The organism is Nostoc sp. FACHB-152 (assembly GCF_014697475.1).
Lineage (GTDB): Bacteria > Cyanobacteriota > Cyanobacteriia > Cyanobacteriales > Nostocaceae > Nostoc_B.
The window spans coordinates 1-16,081 of sequence record NZ_JACJRV010000019.1; the positions used below are offsets into that span (position 1 = coordinate 1).

A 16,081-nucleotide genomic window follows, 5' to 3' on the forward strand; every position below is an offset into this window, starting at 1 on the left:
TTTTAAGTTCTGTGATTAAGCTGGCAGTCATTAGCACCCTGATTAAATACTGTTATCATTCTGATTCAACCATTTTTCTTTTGAGAATGAAACAGTCCTGCCCCACGGCAGTTCCTTCAAGTCGGCAGAGCCGCCCAACGGACTGCCTCTCCGTTGTAGCAACTGGCGCTTCCGCCCACGCAACTGGCTTTCCTACATTTTATGTTGATCTACTTAGTATTAAATTATTTTAAATAAAAGCGAAGTTTAAGTATTTGATCATCATAAATTGGCAGTAATCCTTATCTCAATTATTTATTAATAAATAACTGCTATGATATAAATACACAACTGCAATAGCGATACACATCATAAGAAATTCACCTGGCATTTTCTAGCAGTTTTTTTGGCTATCTGTACCAAGGTAAATCAATTTTAGACCAGCAGATTTTAGAGGCATCAGCCATAATAATTTTTTCATCTAAATAGTAGTTTTATCTAAGTTTGCTAGTTAATTTCCCCCTAGCATTCTAATAGAGTGAGCCGAACAAATTTTCTTTTTTAGGAGTATATTAATGGGCTTGATCATAAAGTCGCACCCTTACACCCAATCTCAACAATCAATCTGAGTGTGTAAGTCCTGCGGTTGATGCACAAATGTCGGCAGTGTTTGATAAAACCCTGACTAGAGTGCTACAAAATGTGGAATAAGGTAGAAGTAAATTGCCTTAAAAAAACTTTATTTATTACTACAATGGAGAGTTCTAATGTCTAAAGAAAAAAACGGTAATCGAGAAGTCAAAAAACCAAAGAAAGATCCTCAGAAAAAAAAGGAGAAGAAAGACCCAAATAGATATGATGGGTAAGCTTAGTCCCTTGGGCAATTTTAAGCTTTCCTCTTAAAACTTGTTACAAAAATACTTAGTATAATTTCTCAAGAAATATCAGCACACAACTTTATCAACACCAGAACAGAGGGCTGAATTTTAAATTGAGATTTCTATCTATCTTGAAAATAGAGACTAAAGGCTAGGGACTAGAGACTAGATAAAAAGATTTTCATAAAAAATTTTATGGGTAATCTATAGTAGAGTGCTTAGTGAAAGATACTGCTCTCTCTAATCTCTAGCCTCTAGTCTCTTTTTCATTGCTTGTTTACTGCTATAGCTGCTAAATTTGTCAGTGCTTCTTCTGTAACGCGACAGATTCGCCAATCATCTAAAATAGTTGCCCCCATACGGCGATAGAATGCTTGCGCTGGCTCGTTCCAGTCGAGGACACTCCACTCTAAGCGTCCGCAATTGCGTTCAACAGCAATTTGCGCTAGTTTCGTCAACAGTGCTTTACCAATACCTTGGCGGCGATACTCTGGTAAAACAAATAAATCTTCAAGGTAAATTCCTGGCTTGGTTAGGAAAGTGGAATAGTTATGGAAAAATAAGGCAAAGCCTACAGCCTGCCCTTGAGATTCTGCTAAGATTGCCTCGATATATTTTGTTGAACCAAATAGATGCTCTTTTAATGCCGAAACATTGCCTGTCACGGCATGAGATAATTTTTCGTACTCTGCTAACTCTTTAATTAAGTGAAATAGTACTTCGCTATCAGCCTCTTCAGCAAAACGCAAAATTAAATCAGTCATTAGTTATTAGTCAATAGTCAATAGTCCATAGTTATTAGTCCATAGTTAATGGACTGTAGTCAATAGTCTGATGACAGTTAACTGATGACTGTTAACTGTTAAATTAGCCAACCCTTTAAACGTTTGGCGATATGAGGACGACGCAATTTTCGCATAGCTTTGCTTTGAATTTGGCGTACTCGTTCACGTGACAAGTTGAACATATTGCCAACTTCTTCTAGAGTACAGGGTTCGCTGGTTGTCAGTCCGTAGCGTAAAGATATTACGTCTTTCTCCCTTGGAGTTAGCACGTCACCTAAGACTTCCCAAATCTCCTGACGCATCATGTTTTCGTTCATTTTTGCTTCGGGAGAGAGGTTGTCTTCGTCTTCTAATAAGTCCATCAATTCTGTGTCTTCTTCTTTACCGACACGATGGTTGAGGGAGAGTGCTTGACGACGCAGCTGTTGTAGTTGGCGTAGTTGTTGGACGGTCATTTCCAAAGAAGCTGCTATTTCTGCTTCCGAAGGGTTGCGACCGAGTTTTTGTTTAAGTTCTCTTTGGGCTTTTTTGAGTTTATTAAGTTTTTCAACTATATGAATTGGCAAGCGAATTGTGCGAGCATCATTAGCGATCGCTCTCGTAATTGCTTGTCTAATCCACCAGTAGGCGTATGTGGAAAACTTATATCCTTTATCAGGGTCAAATTTTTCTGTGGCGCGATTTAATCCCATCGCCCCTTCTTGAATTAAATCTAAAAAAGGCACTCCGCGATTGAGATATCGCTTGGCAATTGATACGACTAATCTCAGGTTAGAGCGAATCATTTTGCGTTTCGCTACTCTACCTTGATATAAGCGGCTTTCTAGCTGCTTTTCTGTCATATCTAACTGTGCAGCAACTTGCTCTTTTGTCGGTTGCTGTCCTAGTTGTTCTTGTAAGGCGGCTTGAATTTCCCGGAATTCTTCTAAAAATCGGACTCGCCGCGCTAATTCTACTTCTTCGTCTGGTTTCAGCAGCGGATAACGTGCCATCTCTTTAAAAAATGCACCTACGGCATCATCATGCTCGGTTTTGTTATATCCTGAAGGTCGAGCCGCCGCCATCTCATCCCCATTACGTTCCTCTGGCTCCAGATTTTCTGCAATTGGGGATTCTTCTACCAATATGTCTAAACTATTGAGTAGTTGCTCTTCTGTATCGGCAGCGTTCTCCAGTATTTCCATTGTTCCCAATTCAGCAATATTCATAGTTTCCTTTAGGGATGGTTGCTTTGTTTGGTACATAATTCCTTGACAGCTACTCGTTTGCAGCTTGGTAGTTTCCCCTTAGAAACAAATGCACCCTCTCTATGGCGAAGTACAAGTTTCTACTAATTACTTAGCAAAACCAAAAATTCTTTTCTAGCTTGCGTTTTTGGGTTCCTGCTAGGGAGAACCTTTTACAAATACTGGTTATTGCACCTAAAAAGTTATTGTCTCAGGTTCTAACAGATATATTTCTTATTTTTTGATTAATATATTAATCTGTCAAACTCCCTTAACCATGCTCAACCTTAACAAATATAAAAAACCAAGTAATTATCCCCATATCTTAAAAAATCCTATATTTTTATAAGTTTTTTAAGCTTTGGGGGTGGGATTCATGTTGAGATTTTCACCTTGGTTTTGCATCTATTTATATTTCATAAAATTTCCTAAATACCACAATTTCAGTAATTTAGTATTCTGAAATAAATTATTTGTATAAAAGCATCTCATATATACACAAGGTTGAATATCTATCAATGGGCGGAAAAAGGGCTACGCCATATTTAGTAAATAGACAAATGAATTCATCAATACTCAGGAATATAGTTAGTTTTGTTTTATCTTTGGTTGACTTTAAATATTTATTGCACGTATGGCTTAGTTCGATTTGTCTAGTAGGTTACATAAGGGGAAACTTATCAAGTATCATGAGGGATAAAAGTAATGGCAAATACAATTTACATCCATCAGAGAAAAAAGGTAAATTTTTAAGAGCTAGGTGAAGGAATGATAAATTCCTGTCGATAAAAATCAAAAAATATGTATATTAATGACTTTAATTTACAAAAATTAGCAGTTGCAGAGCCTGGGGAAGCTTACCAATCGCAAAATTTGGCAAATCGCTATGTTGAGGTGCTGGTAGACTGTCCAGGCGCGACAGGATTATTTACATACCGCTTGCCACCGCAGTTAGACATCAAACCAGGAGATATTTTAACTGTGCCATTTGGCGCACAACAATTAGGCGCGATCGCCATTCGCTTGTTAACAGCACCTAATATTGATTTAGCTCCAGATAAAATTCGGGAAGTAGAAGATGTAGTGAGTGTGGGGTTCTTCCCCAGTAGTTATTGGGAACTATTAAATCGCGTTGCAACGTATTACTATACACCCTTAATTGGGGTAATTCGAGTCGCTTTACCGCCGGGATTATTAGGCAGATCCCAACGTCGCATCAAGTTAAAACGCCTGAATCAAGAGCAAACAACCACAAATTTATCTACTTTAAATTTCCTGAGTCCATCGGCACAGCAAATTCTCCAAATGTTGCAGACTCAACCATTGGGGGATTACAGTTTTGCCTACCTGCAACAGAAAGTTAAATTTGTTTATCGAGGAGTGCGGGAGTTATTGCGCTTGGGTTTGGTGGAAAGTTATTTAGAACCGCCACGACCGACTCGCCCCAAACTGCAAAAAGCAGTGACCTTAATTAATAGTAGCGATCGCGATTTAACCTCTCGGCAACGGGAAATTATCGAAGTGTTGCGGCGACGTGGTGGGGAATTGTGGCACAGTGAACTACTGCAAATTTGTAGTGCTAGTTCTTCCATCCTCAAAACATTGGCACAAAAGGGTTACATAGTTATTGAAGAACGAGAAATTTTACGTTCAGAACAAGGCCCAACTGTAAGCCAAGAGGAAGCAAAAACTTTAAATCCTGCCCAAGCTAACGCCTTAGCAACTATCAATGGCATCAATGGATTTACTCAAGTCTTGTTGCATGGAGTTACAGGTTCCGGCAAAACAGAAGTATATTTACAAGCGATCGCACCACTACTCAATCAAGGTAAATCAGCTTTAGTATTAGTCCCAGAAATTGGACTGACACCCCAACTCACCGACAGATTCCGCGCCCGATTTGGTAACAAAGTCGCCGTTTATCACAGCGCGCTTTCCGAAGGGGAACGTTACGACACTTGGCGACAAATGCTGACAGGCGAACCCCAAGTTGTCATCGGCACACGCAGTGCAATTTTTGCGCCATTGCCCAACTTAGGTTTGATTATCTTAGACGAAGAACACGACAGCAGTTTTAAACAAGATTCTCCCATTCCCACATATCACGCCCGCACCGTCGCCCAGTGGCGCGCCGAATTAGAAAATTGTCCTCTAGTTTTAGGTTCTGCGACTCCTTCGTTGGAGAGTTGGGTGAGTCTTTCGGGGATGGGGAGCAGGGGAGCAGGGGAGCAGGGGGGCAGGGGAGAAAATTTACTGCCTATTTCCCCTACACCATTACACCCTTACACCCTTACACCCTCAATTTCCACTCACTACCTATCCCTTCCCGAACGCATCAACTCCCGCCCATTACCACCAGTGGAGGTGGTAGATATGCGGCAAGAATTACAGCAGGGAAATCGGTCAATATTCAGTCGCAGCTTGCAAGAGGCTTTAGGGCAATTGCAAGACAAAGGACAGCAGGGAATTTTATTTATTCATCGCCGGGGACATAGTACCTTTGTGTCTTGCCGCAGTTGTGGCTATGTGTTGGAGTGTCCTCATTGTGATGTGTCGTTAGCGTATCACCATACAGAAGAGGGTGCGCCGCAATTATTGCGATGTCATTACTGTAATTATGGGCGATCGCATCCCCAGTTCTGCCCTGATTGCAGTTCGCCTTACTTAAAATTCTTTGGGAGTGGGACTCAACGCGTCACCCAGGAATTAGCCAAACAGTTTCCCCAATTGCGTTGTATCCGCTTTGATAGCGACACCACCCGTAACAAAGGCGCACACCGCACCCTGTTAACTCAATTTGCTAATGGTGAAGCCGATTTATTAGTAGGAACGCAAATGCTCACCAAAGGTTTAGACTTACCACAGGTAACACTTGTGGGTGTTGTTGCTGCTGATGGGCTGCTGCATTTATCAGACTACCGCGCTAGCGAAAGGGCATTTCAAACTCTCACCCAAGTAGCGGGACGCGCTGGACGAGGCGATGATCCTGGGAGAGTAATAGTGCAAACTTACACTCCAGAACATCCAGTTATTGAAGCAGTCCGTACCCACGATTATCAGTCTTTTTGCCAAACCGAATTAGAACAACGGCAATCTCTGGATTATCCTCCCTACGGCAGGTTAATTTTATTGCGTCTTAGCAGCCTTGACCCCATACAAGTGCAGAATACCGCGCAAATCATCGCGACAAACTTGAGTAGTCACGAAGGATTTGAAATTCTCGGCCCTGCGCCAGCAAGTGTAATGCGGGTAGCGAACCGTTACCGTTGGCAAATCTTGCTGAAATTTAACCCTGATGAACTACCTCAGTTACCCAACTGGGAAGAAATTAGAGAGTTATGTTGCGATAGTGTTAGCTTGACGATAGATGTTGACCCAGTGAATATATTATGAAGTTGCGGTAGTAGTGGGTTGAATTATGGTGAAGAAAGTAGCGATCGTTGGTGCTGGCCCAAGCGGGATTTTACTGGCTCACTACTTGTTGCGCCGTCAGGAAAGATATCAAATTGAGATTTTCGATTTTCGCAGCGATCCGCGAACTGTCGCATTTTCTAAATCTCGCACCTTTCCTATCGTCCTCAGTCAAAGGGGGATAAATGCTTTACGGCAAATTGAGGGACTGGAGTCAGCCGTTAAAGCCATTAGTCTAGAAACTAACGGTGCAGTGCTTCATCAACAGAATGGTAAAACGCGGGTAATTAGTAGACGATCCTCACAGTGGAGTCTTGACCGTACCAGCTTGGTGATTAAATTATTAGAACAATTGCCGACAAAAAGCGATCGCAATCAAGTCAATCTTCACTTCAACCATCAATGCACGCAAGTAGATTTTGCCGCCAAGCAGGTAAAGTTTCAAAAATCTGATTCTGAAGCTGAGATCACTGTTGATTATGACTTATTAATCGGGGCAGATGGGGCGCGTTCCGTAGTCAGAGAAAGTTTTCTCAAAACAGATAACTTTCAGTGTGAACAAAAGTATGTTCCTAACAACTACAAATCTATTTTTTTACCACCCCTAGATCCAAAATTAGCCGTTAACTGGCAACCCGGTAAAGTCCACTCTTGGAGGCTTGATAACGGTACAAGCATTTTATTGCTTTATCAAATGGACAGCAGTTGGAGTGGTGTTGTACTTTTTCCTCACCAGGATAAAACAATTGCCGAACTAGCTACACCACAAGAAGTAATCAGCTATTTCCGCCAGAAATTCCCGGAAATCGGTCAAATATTGCCATCATCAGAAGCCGCAGATTTTGCCAATAGATCTGTGTCCAGAGTGCTAACAGTGCGCTGTAACCGCTATCATCAAGGCGATAGTGTACTGTTGATTGGTGATGCGGCTCATGCAGTATCTCCTTCTCTGGGTCAAGGTTGTAATGCGGCGTTAGAAGACGCAAATATCTTTAATCAAATTTTGGATGAATATGCTGATAATTTAGCCGTCGCTGTGGAACAGTTTACTATTCAACGTCAAGCAGATGGCATTGCTTTGGTGGAATTAAGTGATTATGGTCTTCCCTCCTCGAAAAAGTTATTTTTTGAGTTGTTATTGAGGAATAGTCTTAGTAAATATTTGCATCCAATTTCACCTAAATTTTTCTTACCTTCGTTATTTGAACTTGTCGCTGAAGGCAAACTTTCTTACTCAGAAATTTTAGATTTATATCAAGATTGGATAGCTAAAGTCAAAAAATCGAATCAAGAGATTTTATCGCCATAAGTTAATGCCTTCATTTTTCATTAGCAAGTTTTCTCTACCTTAAAATATAAAGTATAAATTTATACTTTATATTTTAATCGTATACTAAATTACTAACAAAATAGTACTATTACGTAAATAAGTGTAATTAACTAACTAGATAAGTAACTAATATTAAAATTTAAATACTCTTGACAGAAACTTTAATAAGTAACTAAAAAATTGTAGTGAATGCAACGAGTAATCGAGATAGATGTATTGAGACTCACTAAATTATTGCCAAATTTCTCACTGTATATATCTAAAATAATTAGCTTTCTCCTTCTTAAATTAAATTGAGCGCGAAATAAATGGGACAAGGTTTTTTACAAATCGGCTTAACGCTGTGTCTTGTCATAGCGATCGCTCCAGTTTTGGGGAGATACATAGCGCGTGTGTTCATGGGAGCGAGAACCCTGCTTGATCCCCTAATGAACCCGATAGAACGGAGTATTTATCTGTTAGCGGGTGTTAATAGAAAAGATGACATGACAGGCTGGCAGTATATACGGGCAATACTATACAGCAACATTTTCATGGGTATTTTAGTTTATGGGCTGATATATTACCAAAGATTATTACCCTGGAATCCTAATGGTTTTGCAGCACCGCGATGGGATATTTTACTACACACCGTTATTTCTTTCGTTACTAACACCGACCAACAACACTACATTCCAGAGACAACCCTGAGTCACTTTAGCCAAGTAGCAGCTTTAGGCTTTTTGATGTTCACCTCTGCTGGTACGGGGTTAGCAGTGGGGATCGCGTTTATTCGCGGGTTGACAAGCACAAAACTGGGAAACTTTTACGTTGACCTCACCCGTAGCATTACAAGGATATTACTGCCGATTTCCGTGATTGGTGCGATCGCCCTCGTTTTGTTAGGCGTACCGCAAACCCTTAAAGAACCGTTGATAGTAGAAACGTTAGAAGGAAGCACACAATATCTGGCTACAGGCCCGGTAGCTTCCTTTGAGATGATCAAAATGCTGGGTGAGAACGGTGGTGGTTTCTTTGCAGCGAATTCCTCTCATCCCTTTGAAAATCCCAATGGCGCGTCTAACTTAATCGAACTCATCGCCATGATTTCCATTCCCTCAGCCATGATATTTACCTATGGGATGTTTGCCAAAAATATCAAACAAGCTTGGCTGTTGTTTTGGATGGTGTTTACCGCCTTCGTGATTTTAGTTTGGGTAGCAGCCAGTGGAGAAGTGCAAGGTAATGCTTTAATCAATGGCACGTTGGGAGTAGAACTGCCGAATCTAGAAGGTAAAGAGGTAAGATTTGGCGCGGTAGAAACCGCATTATGGGCTGTAACTACCACCGCCACGATGACTGGCGCAGTCAACGGAATGCACGATTCCCTAACACCCCAGGGATTATTTACGACATTATTTAACTTATTTGTGCAGATTATTTGGGGAGGACAGGGAACAGGTACAGCTTATTTATTTGTTTACCTAATTCTGACAGTATTTTTAACTGGGTTGATGGTGGGACGCACTCCAGAATTTTTAGGACGGAAAATCGAAAAGTCAGAAATTGTTCTAGCGAGTGTAGTGCTTTTGGTTCATCCAATTGTGATTTTAATTCCGAGTGCGATCGCCTTAGCTTATCCCTTCTCCCTCTCAGGAATTACCAACCCAGGTTTTCATGGCATCTCCCAAGTAGTTTATGAATATGCCTCAGCTGCGGCAAATAACGGTTCCGGTTTAGAGAAACTCACTGACAATACCCTGTGGTGGAACTTAAGCACTGGTTTGAGTATGTTGGCAGGACGCTACATTCCCATAATTGCGATTTTGTTATTGGCTAATAATATGTCACGCAAACCAACCACACCAGAAACCCCTGGCACACTCAAAACAGATTCACTACTATTTACTACAGTCACAGCTGGCATAGTGCTAATTTTAGGGGTATTGACATTTTTCCCAGTTTTAGCCCTAGGCCCCATTGCTGAAGGATTTAAACTAGCATCTGGCAGCTGAGAGAAGTGGTGAATGGGGAGTGGTGAGTTGGGAAGTAAGATATTCTTCCTCAGCCCCCCTGCACCCCAGCCCCCCTGCACCCCAGCCCCCCTGCACTACCACCTACCTACATAACCCCAGTGTCACCTACCCCGAAATCTAAAACACCAAGAACGCGACCGAGCGATCGCCGCCAAGCCCGTAAAAAAGCCAGAATCAAGACTAAAGGAATTTATTTGAGAGCCGTTAGGGATGCTTTTATTAAGCTGAATCCTTTAGCCGCCATCAAAAACCCCGTGATGTTTTTGGTGTGGATTGGCACACTTGTTACCCTCGCAGTCACAATTGATCCCAACTTATTTGGCCCCAGCCAACAGAAGAATCCCCAGTTATTTAACGGTATACTCACCGGGATTTTGTTTTTTACTGTCTGGTTTGCTAACTTTGCCGAAGCCGTAGCCGAAGGACGAGGTAAAGCCCAAGCCGATGCCTTGCGATCGACTAAATCAGAAACCATCGCCAAAAAACTCGCACCCGATGGCTCAATTAGTGAAGTGCCTTCCACCAGCCTCAAGCAAGGTGACAATATATATATTGTTGCCGGCGACATCATTCCCGCCGATGGGGAAGTAATTATGGGTGTCGCCTCAGTCGATGAATCAGCAATTACCGGCGAATCTGCACCAGTCCTCAAAGAATCAGGTTCGGACGTAGCCAGTTCCGTCACTGGTGGAACACGTATCATCTCTGACGAATTAATCATTCGCGTCACAGCTGATCCCGGTAAAGGCTTTATAGATCGGATGATTGCCTTAGTAGAAGGGACAGAACGCCGCAAGACTCCAAACGAGATTGCCCTAACAGTATTACTAGCAGTATTAAGCTTAATATTTCTGTTTGTCGTCGCTACTCTACCAGCCTTCGCCTACTACGTCCAAAGCCCTATTAGTATCCCTGTTTTGATTGCCTTATTAGTGGCATTGATACCCACTACAATTGGCGGTTTACTTAGTGCCATTGGTATCGCCGGAATGGATCGAGTCGCCCAATATAACGTTATTGCTACCTCTGGACGCGCCGTGGAAGCTTGCGGTGATGTGAACACCTTAGTATTAGATAAAACTGGCACAATTACTCTGGGCAATCGCCTAGCAGAAGAGTTTATCCCGATTAGCGGTCACTCAATGCCAGAAGTTGCTTATATTGCCCTGATTGCTAGTGTGTTTGACGATACACCAGAAGGAAAATCCATCGCTAGACTGGCACAAAGACTAGGCGCAAGGCTAGATTTTGACCAAAGTCAAGCCGAAGCCGTAGAATTTTCTGCCAGAACTCGCATGAGTGGTACTAACTTACCTAATGGGAGTGAAGCGCGTAAAGGTGCAGTCGGAGCAATTAAAGGATTTGTCCGTTCTCGTAACGGTGGAGATAGTCCAGAACTAGATGCTGCTTACGAGCGAATTTCCCAACAAGGAGGCACACCTCTAGCAGTTTGTCTAGATAACGAAATTTATGGTGTCATTTATTTAAAAGATATTGTCAAACCTGGTATACGTGAGCGATTTGACCAACTGCGACGTATGGGAGTTCGTACCGTCATGCTCACCGGAGATAACCATATTACTGCCTCTGTAATTGCCCAAGAAGCTGGAGTAGATGACTTCATTGCCGAAGCGACACCAGAAGACAAAATCAGCGTCATTCAGAAGGAACAAGCACAAGGCAAACTAGTAGCCATGACAGGTGATGGTACTAATGATGCACCCGCACTGGCACAAGCCAACGTTGGTGTCGCCATGAATACAGGTACTCAAGCCGCTAAAGAAGCCGCCAACATGGTAGATTTAGACTCTGATCCCACCAAGCTCATCGATATTGTGAGTATTGGTAAACAATTATTAATTACACGTGGGGCATTAACCACATTTTCGATCGCTAATGATATTGCCAAGTATTTTGCAATTATTCCGGTAATTTTTGCAGCCGCTAATCTGCAAAGTCTCAATATTATGAATTTGACTAGTGCTAATTCGGCTGTACTATCGGCACTAATTTACAATGCATTGATTATTCCCGCTTTAATTCCCTTAGCTTTAAAAGGCGTGAAGTTTCGACCTCTGACAGCTAATCAATTGTTACAACGCAATATCTTGATTTATGGCTTAGGTGGAGTGATTGCGCCATTTATCGCTATTAAGTTGATAGATATGCTAATTACCGCAGTAGGACTTGCTTAGAAAAAGTGTGAAGTGTGAAATTTTTTATAGGTCTACCTTTTGACCATTGACTATTGACTATGGACAAGTGACAAATTTTTAATTTTTACCCTGTTGGTAGGGTGAATAAACAGATGAAGTTAAAAGATAAATATGTGCTTATGGATTTGGTGCAGGCGATCGCCTATATTTGGTCAAAATGGTGTAAACAAAAACTACCGCTCATCATTTTTACTTTAGTCTGTCTAAACTTAGTAATTACTCCAGTAGTTTATGCGGTTGATAGCATACAGCCAATACGTTTCACTTGGGCATATGGCGTTTTAGGAGCGATAGTTCTGGGACTGATTATTTACTTATTTGTCGTTATTTTTCTACCAGAACGCTTCTAAAAAATTAAACATAAAATCCTGAGAATAAGTAAAAAATTATTTATGGTTATTATTCGAGAAACCTTCAGAGCAATTCGCATGACTCTGATACTGTGGTTAATCACAGCACTCATCTATCCTTTAGCAATCTTAGTCATTGGTCAAGGTTTGTTTCCCTCTCAAGCTAATGGCAGCGTCATGTTAAATATAGATGGCAAGCCAATAGGCTCGGCTTTGATTGGTCAAATATTCACAGATGACCGCTATTTTCAAGGCCGTCCTAGTACAGTGCGGTACAGCCAAGGTAGAAGGGCTAAACCTACAGGTATATCCGGAGCTAGTAATCTCGCTCCTAGCAACCCAGAGTTACTCAACCGCGTTATTGAGCAAGCAAATCAATATCAAGAGCAGAGTATTCAACCTATTGAAGATTTAATTTATACTTCTGGCTCAGGCTTAGATCCCCATATTTCTTTGAAAGCCGCTAGACAACAATTACCACGCGTAGCAACCAGCCGTGGTATCCCTGAAGATGAAATTCTGCCGTTAATGAATAAGTATACTGATGGTAGATTTTTATGGATTTTTGGTGAGCCAGGAATCAATATTTTGCGATTGAATTATGCTCTTGACTTACAAGAGCGGACTCAGAAGCAGAATCAATAAAAGCAGGGAGTAGGGAATGGGGAGTTGGCAGTAGGGAATAATTAATATTTCATTACCAAAATCATGATTGAAAATACTAATTGTGGTGCAGCTATCAACTCCTCTATTCCTCCGGTGCGTCGAGGCAAACATAAAATTTTTATTGGGATGGCTCCGGGTGTAGGTAAAACTTACCGGATGCTAGAAGAAGGAAGGCAGTTAAAACAAGAAGGAATTGATGTTGTTATCGGGTTATTAGAAACCCACGGACGCAAAGACACAGCAGAAAAGTCCGTAGGATTGGAAATTATCCCTCGCCAGGAAATTCCTAGAGGTGAGTTAACACTCACAGAAATGGATACAGAGGCCATTTTGCAGAGATTACCACAGCTAGTGTTAATTGATGAACTTGCCCATACAAATGTCCCTGGTTCTCCACGTGAGAAACGCTACCAAGATGTGGAAGTAATTTTGGCCGCCGGAATTGATGTCTATTCCACAATGAACGTGCAACATTTGGAAAGCCTCAATGATATAGTGGCAAGGATTACAGGGGTAGTTGTCCGCGAGCGAGTACCCGATCGCATTCTCGAAGCAGCAGACGAAGTGGTAGTAATAGATGTAACGCCCGAAACTTTACAAGAACGGCTATTAGAAGGCAAAATTTACGCCCAACCAAAAATCCAGCCAGCCTTAGATAACTTTTTTCAGCGTCGTAACTTGATTGCATTACGTGAATTGGCTTTAAGAGAATTGGCAGACAATATCGAAGAAACTGCGATCGCTTCCACACCCAATGGCCAATTCTGCAACATCCATGAGCGAGTTCTAGTATGTATATCTACTTATCCTAACTCTGTACAACTGTTGCGTCGCGGAGCTAGACTCGCCAATTATATGAATGCACCTTTGTATGTTGTGTTTGTCGCCAACCCTGACCGTTTCCTGACAAAAGAAGAAAGCCTACACATTCACAACTGTGAAAAGTTATGTCAAGAATTTCAAGGGACATTTATTCGCGTAAGTCATAGTAATATAGCGTCAGCGATCGCGGAAGTTGCAGAGAAATACCGCATTACCCAAATTGTCATCGGAGAAAGTCAAAGATCACGTTGGCAAATGCTCCTCAAAGGTTCATTAACTCAACAATTAGTCCGTTTACTCAAGAATATCGATATTCATATTATTGCCAGCGACCACAAGAATATATCTTCTAGCAAAACTAACTTGAAAATAGGTAACAGAGAGCAGGGAACAGAAAACAGGTAAAGGAATACTTTTATATATCCTGGTGTCAGCAGTTCATGATCTAGCAATCAAAATATAATTTATAACATCAACAGATGAGGCAATTTAGACAATACAGTGCTTTTAACAGTGTGACCTGTCACCTCTCCCCTTCCATAACTTAATTATTTATGACTCGTGTTATTGGTTTAATTAGCGGTACATCTGTAGATGGCATAGATGCTGCCTTAGTCGAGATTTCTGGTACAGATTTGAATCTCGAAGTGAATTTGTTAGCTGGGGAAACCTATCCCTACCCACAGGAACTTAGAGAGAAAATTTTGGCAGTTTGTGCTGGAGCAGCCATCTCAATGGCAGAATTAGCCCACTTAGATGATGCGATCGCCCTAAGTTTTGCTCAAGCTGCTCAAAATATTCAAACTGGCCATCAACCAGCAATTTTAATTGGTTCTCATGGGCAAACAGTTTTCCATCGACCACCTATAAAAGCAGAGCAGGGGGGCAGGGGAGCAGGGGAGAATACTTTAGGTTATACACTGCAACTTGGGCGTGGTGCTTTGATTGCTCATCTCACAGGAATTACAACTGTCAGTAATTTTCGTGTAGCTGATATTGCTGTTGGTGGTCATGGCGCGCCGCTCGTTCCTAGAGTTGATGCGTATTTACTCAGTCACCCTGAAGAAGGGCGTTGCATTCAAAATTTAGGCGGAATCGGGAATGTGGCTTACATTCCACCCCGTCGCGCTCACTGGTTGGAAAAAATGCGCGGCTGGGATACTGGCCCAGCAAATAGCCTATTGGATTTAGCAGTAGAGCATTTAACTAATGGTGCTAAAACTTACGATGAAGATGGTAAATGGGCAGCAAGTGGAACTCCTTGCCAAGCCTTGGTAGAACAATGGTTAGACCAAGAATATTTCCATCTCCCACCGCCCAAATCGACAGGGCGCGAATTATTTGGCTTAGATTACCTGCATCAATGTTTAAAAGATGCCGAACCATACCAACTCAGCCCCGCCGACTTGCTGGCGACACTAACAGAACTGAGTGCGGCTTCGATTGTTCACAGTTACAAAACTTTTTTGCCACAAATGCCCCAAAAAGTATTTTTATGTGGTGGTGGAAGTCGCAATCTTTATTTAAAGCAAAGGTTACAGTCATTGTTGGGAGAAATCCCAGTATTAACGACAGATGAAGTCGGCTTGAGTGCAGATTTTAAAGAAGCGATCGCATTTGCTGTGTTAGCCTACTGGCGACAGTTAAATATCCCTGGAAACCTCCCATCAGCCACAGGCGCACCTCGTGAAGTTCTGCTAGGAGAAATTCACCAAGCCCTTCGGGCTGGGAGTAGGGAGTAGGAATACCATTTCTGAACACAACTTAGTATAAAAAGCGATTTCTGCCTAAGTTATGGTTTTGATAAATCCACCACCTGACATTTTCTTGTTTCAAATATATCTTTGAATCGTAGAGGTACTTAATCAAAGCAAGGAATTTATCAGGTGGGTCACACTTTTTTTATGGAGCCAGGACGCTGGACATTACAAGGCAGTTGGCTAGAAAAGAATGGGATGCCAATCAGCGTTAAAGGTATGATTTTGGTTGCTTGGAATCGAGATAACTGGTTCACAATGGCCACAAAGCTGATATTTCCTGGCAGCGATCGCTCAGAAATCTCTTTACAGTACAAAGGCCGTTTGCTAGAGGGAGAACGTCAGTATACTTTTTTGCTTCAGCACAATCTTTTAGGACAAATTGAAGGCGAGGGCTGGATTGGACCAGATACAATTGTGCAGCGTTATTGGGTACTCAGCGATCGTCAACGCCGTAGCGGCTTTGAAACTGTACATCGTCTCTCAAATGATACTTATTACTTAAGTAGTGGTGTCATGTCTGGTCATTCCTTAACTAATACGATGGAAGCCAGCTTAGAGCGTCAGCCACTTAAGTAGCAATACGGTTAAAATCAGATAATTTTTCTTTGTCTACATTTTTTAAACACATTGCAACCTTTATTTA

General features: G+C 41.8%; 12 protein-coding genes. 10 read left to right on the forward strand and 2 right to left on the reverse strand.

Going from position 1 to position 16,081, the window contains the following annotated elements; genetic code table 11:
- Positions 1-233: hypothetical protein (locus H6G76_RS36780; RefSeq protein WP_206757040.1), on the forward strand; the 233-nt coding region annotated here is incomplete at its 5' end.
- 890 nt (positions 234-1,123) lie between these two features.
- Here the strand turns inward: H6G76_RS36780 and H6G76_RS16010 are convergent.
- Both H6G76_RS16010 and H6G76_RS16015 read right to left on the reverse strand, forming a co-directional pair.
- On the reverse strand, positions 1,124-1,621 hold the full coding sequence (locus tag H6G76_RS16010; protein ID WP_190702303.1) for a GNAT family N-acetyltransferase: 498 nt from the start codon (positions 1,619-1,621) through the stop codon (positions 1,124-1,126).
- Positions 1,622-1,719: 98 nt separating this feature from the next.
- The gene (locus H6G76_RS16015) at positions 1,720-2,886 is read right to left on the reverse strand and encodes an RpoD/SigA family RNA polymerase sigma factor (RefSeq protein WP_190702306.1); all 1,167 of its coding nucleotides are present in this window, start codon (positions 2,884-2,886) and stop codon (positions 1,720-1,722) included.
- A gap of 783 nt (positions 2,887-3,669) precedes the next feature.
- On the opposite strand from H6G76_RS16015, the gene priA reads away from it, so the two are divergent.
- The 9 genes from priA (at position 3,670) to H6G76_RS16060 (ending at position 16,014) form a co-directional block, all read left to right on the forward strand.
- Complete coding sequence (gene priA / locus H6G76_RS16020) at positions 3,670-6,261, forward strand: primosomal protein N' (protein WP_190702309.1); 2,592 nt, start codon at positions 3,670-3,672, stop codon at positions 6,259-6,261.
- 25 nt (positions 6,262-6,286) lie between these two features.
- Entirely contained in the window at positions 6,287-7,588 is a 1,302-nt protein-coding gene (locus H6G76_RS16025; RefSeq protein WP_190702311.1) for an NAD(P)/FAD-dependent oxidoreductase, read from the forward strand.
- A gap of 329 nt (positions 7,589-7,917) precedes the next feature.
- Positions 7,918-9,603: a potassium-transporting ATPase subunit KdpA gene (kdpA, locus tag H6G76_RS16030; RefSeq protein ID WP_190702314.1), complete on the forward strand. Its 1,686-nt coding sequence runs from the start codon at positions 7,918-7,920 to the stop codon at positions 9,601-9,603.
- 110 nt (positions 9,604-9,713) lie between these two features.
- A complete protein-coding gene (gene kdpB, locus H6G76_RS16035; protein WP_190702470.1) occupies positions 9,714-11,819 on the forward strand; it encodes a potassium-transporting ATPase subunit KdpB in 2,106 nt (701 codons plus the stop codon).
- A gap of 113 nt (positions 11,820-11,932) precedes the next feature.
- Complete coding sequence (locus H6G76_RS16040) at positions 11,933-12,190, forward strand: potassium-transporting ATPase subunit F (protein ID WP_190702317.1); 258 nt, start codon at positions 11,933-11,935, stop codon at positions 12,188-12,190.
- A 42-nt stretch (positions 12,191-12,232) separates the two neighbouring features.
- Complete coding sequence (gene kdpC / locus H6G76_RS16045; RefSeq protein WP_190702320.1) at positions 12,233-12,835, forward strand: K(+)-transporting ATPase subunit C; 603 nt, start codon at positions 12,233-12,235, stop codon at positions 12,833-12,835.
- 63 nt (positions 12,836-12,898) lie between these two features.
- The gene (locus H6G76_RS16050) at positions 12,899-14,083 is read left to right on the forward strand and encodes a universal stress protein (protein WP_190702323.1); all 1,185 of its coding nucleotides are present in this window, start codon (positions 12,899-12,901) and stop codon (positions 14,081-14,083) included.
- A gap of 149 nt (positions 14,084-14,232) precedes the next feature.
- Positions 14,233-15,420 carry an anhydro-N-acetylmuramic acid kinase gene (locus tag H6G76_RS16055; protein ID WP_190702325.1) on the forward strand — a complete coding sequence of 396 codons (1,188 nt, stop codon included), beginning with the start codon at positions 14,233-14,235 and terminating at the stop codon, positions 15,418-15,420.
- 144 nt (positions 15,421-15,564) lie between these two features.
- Positions 15,565-16,014 (forward strand): hypothetical protein, encoded by a 450-nt coding sequence (locus H6G76_RS16060; protein WP_190702328.1) that lies wholly within the window; start codon positions 15,565-15,567, stop codon positions 16,012-16,014.
- Positions 16,015-16,081: the final 67 nt, after the last annotated feature.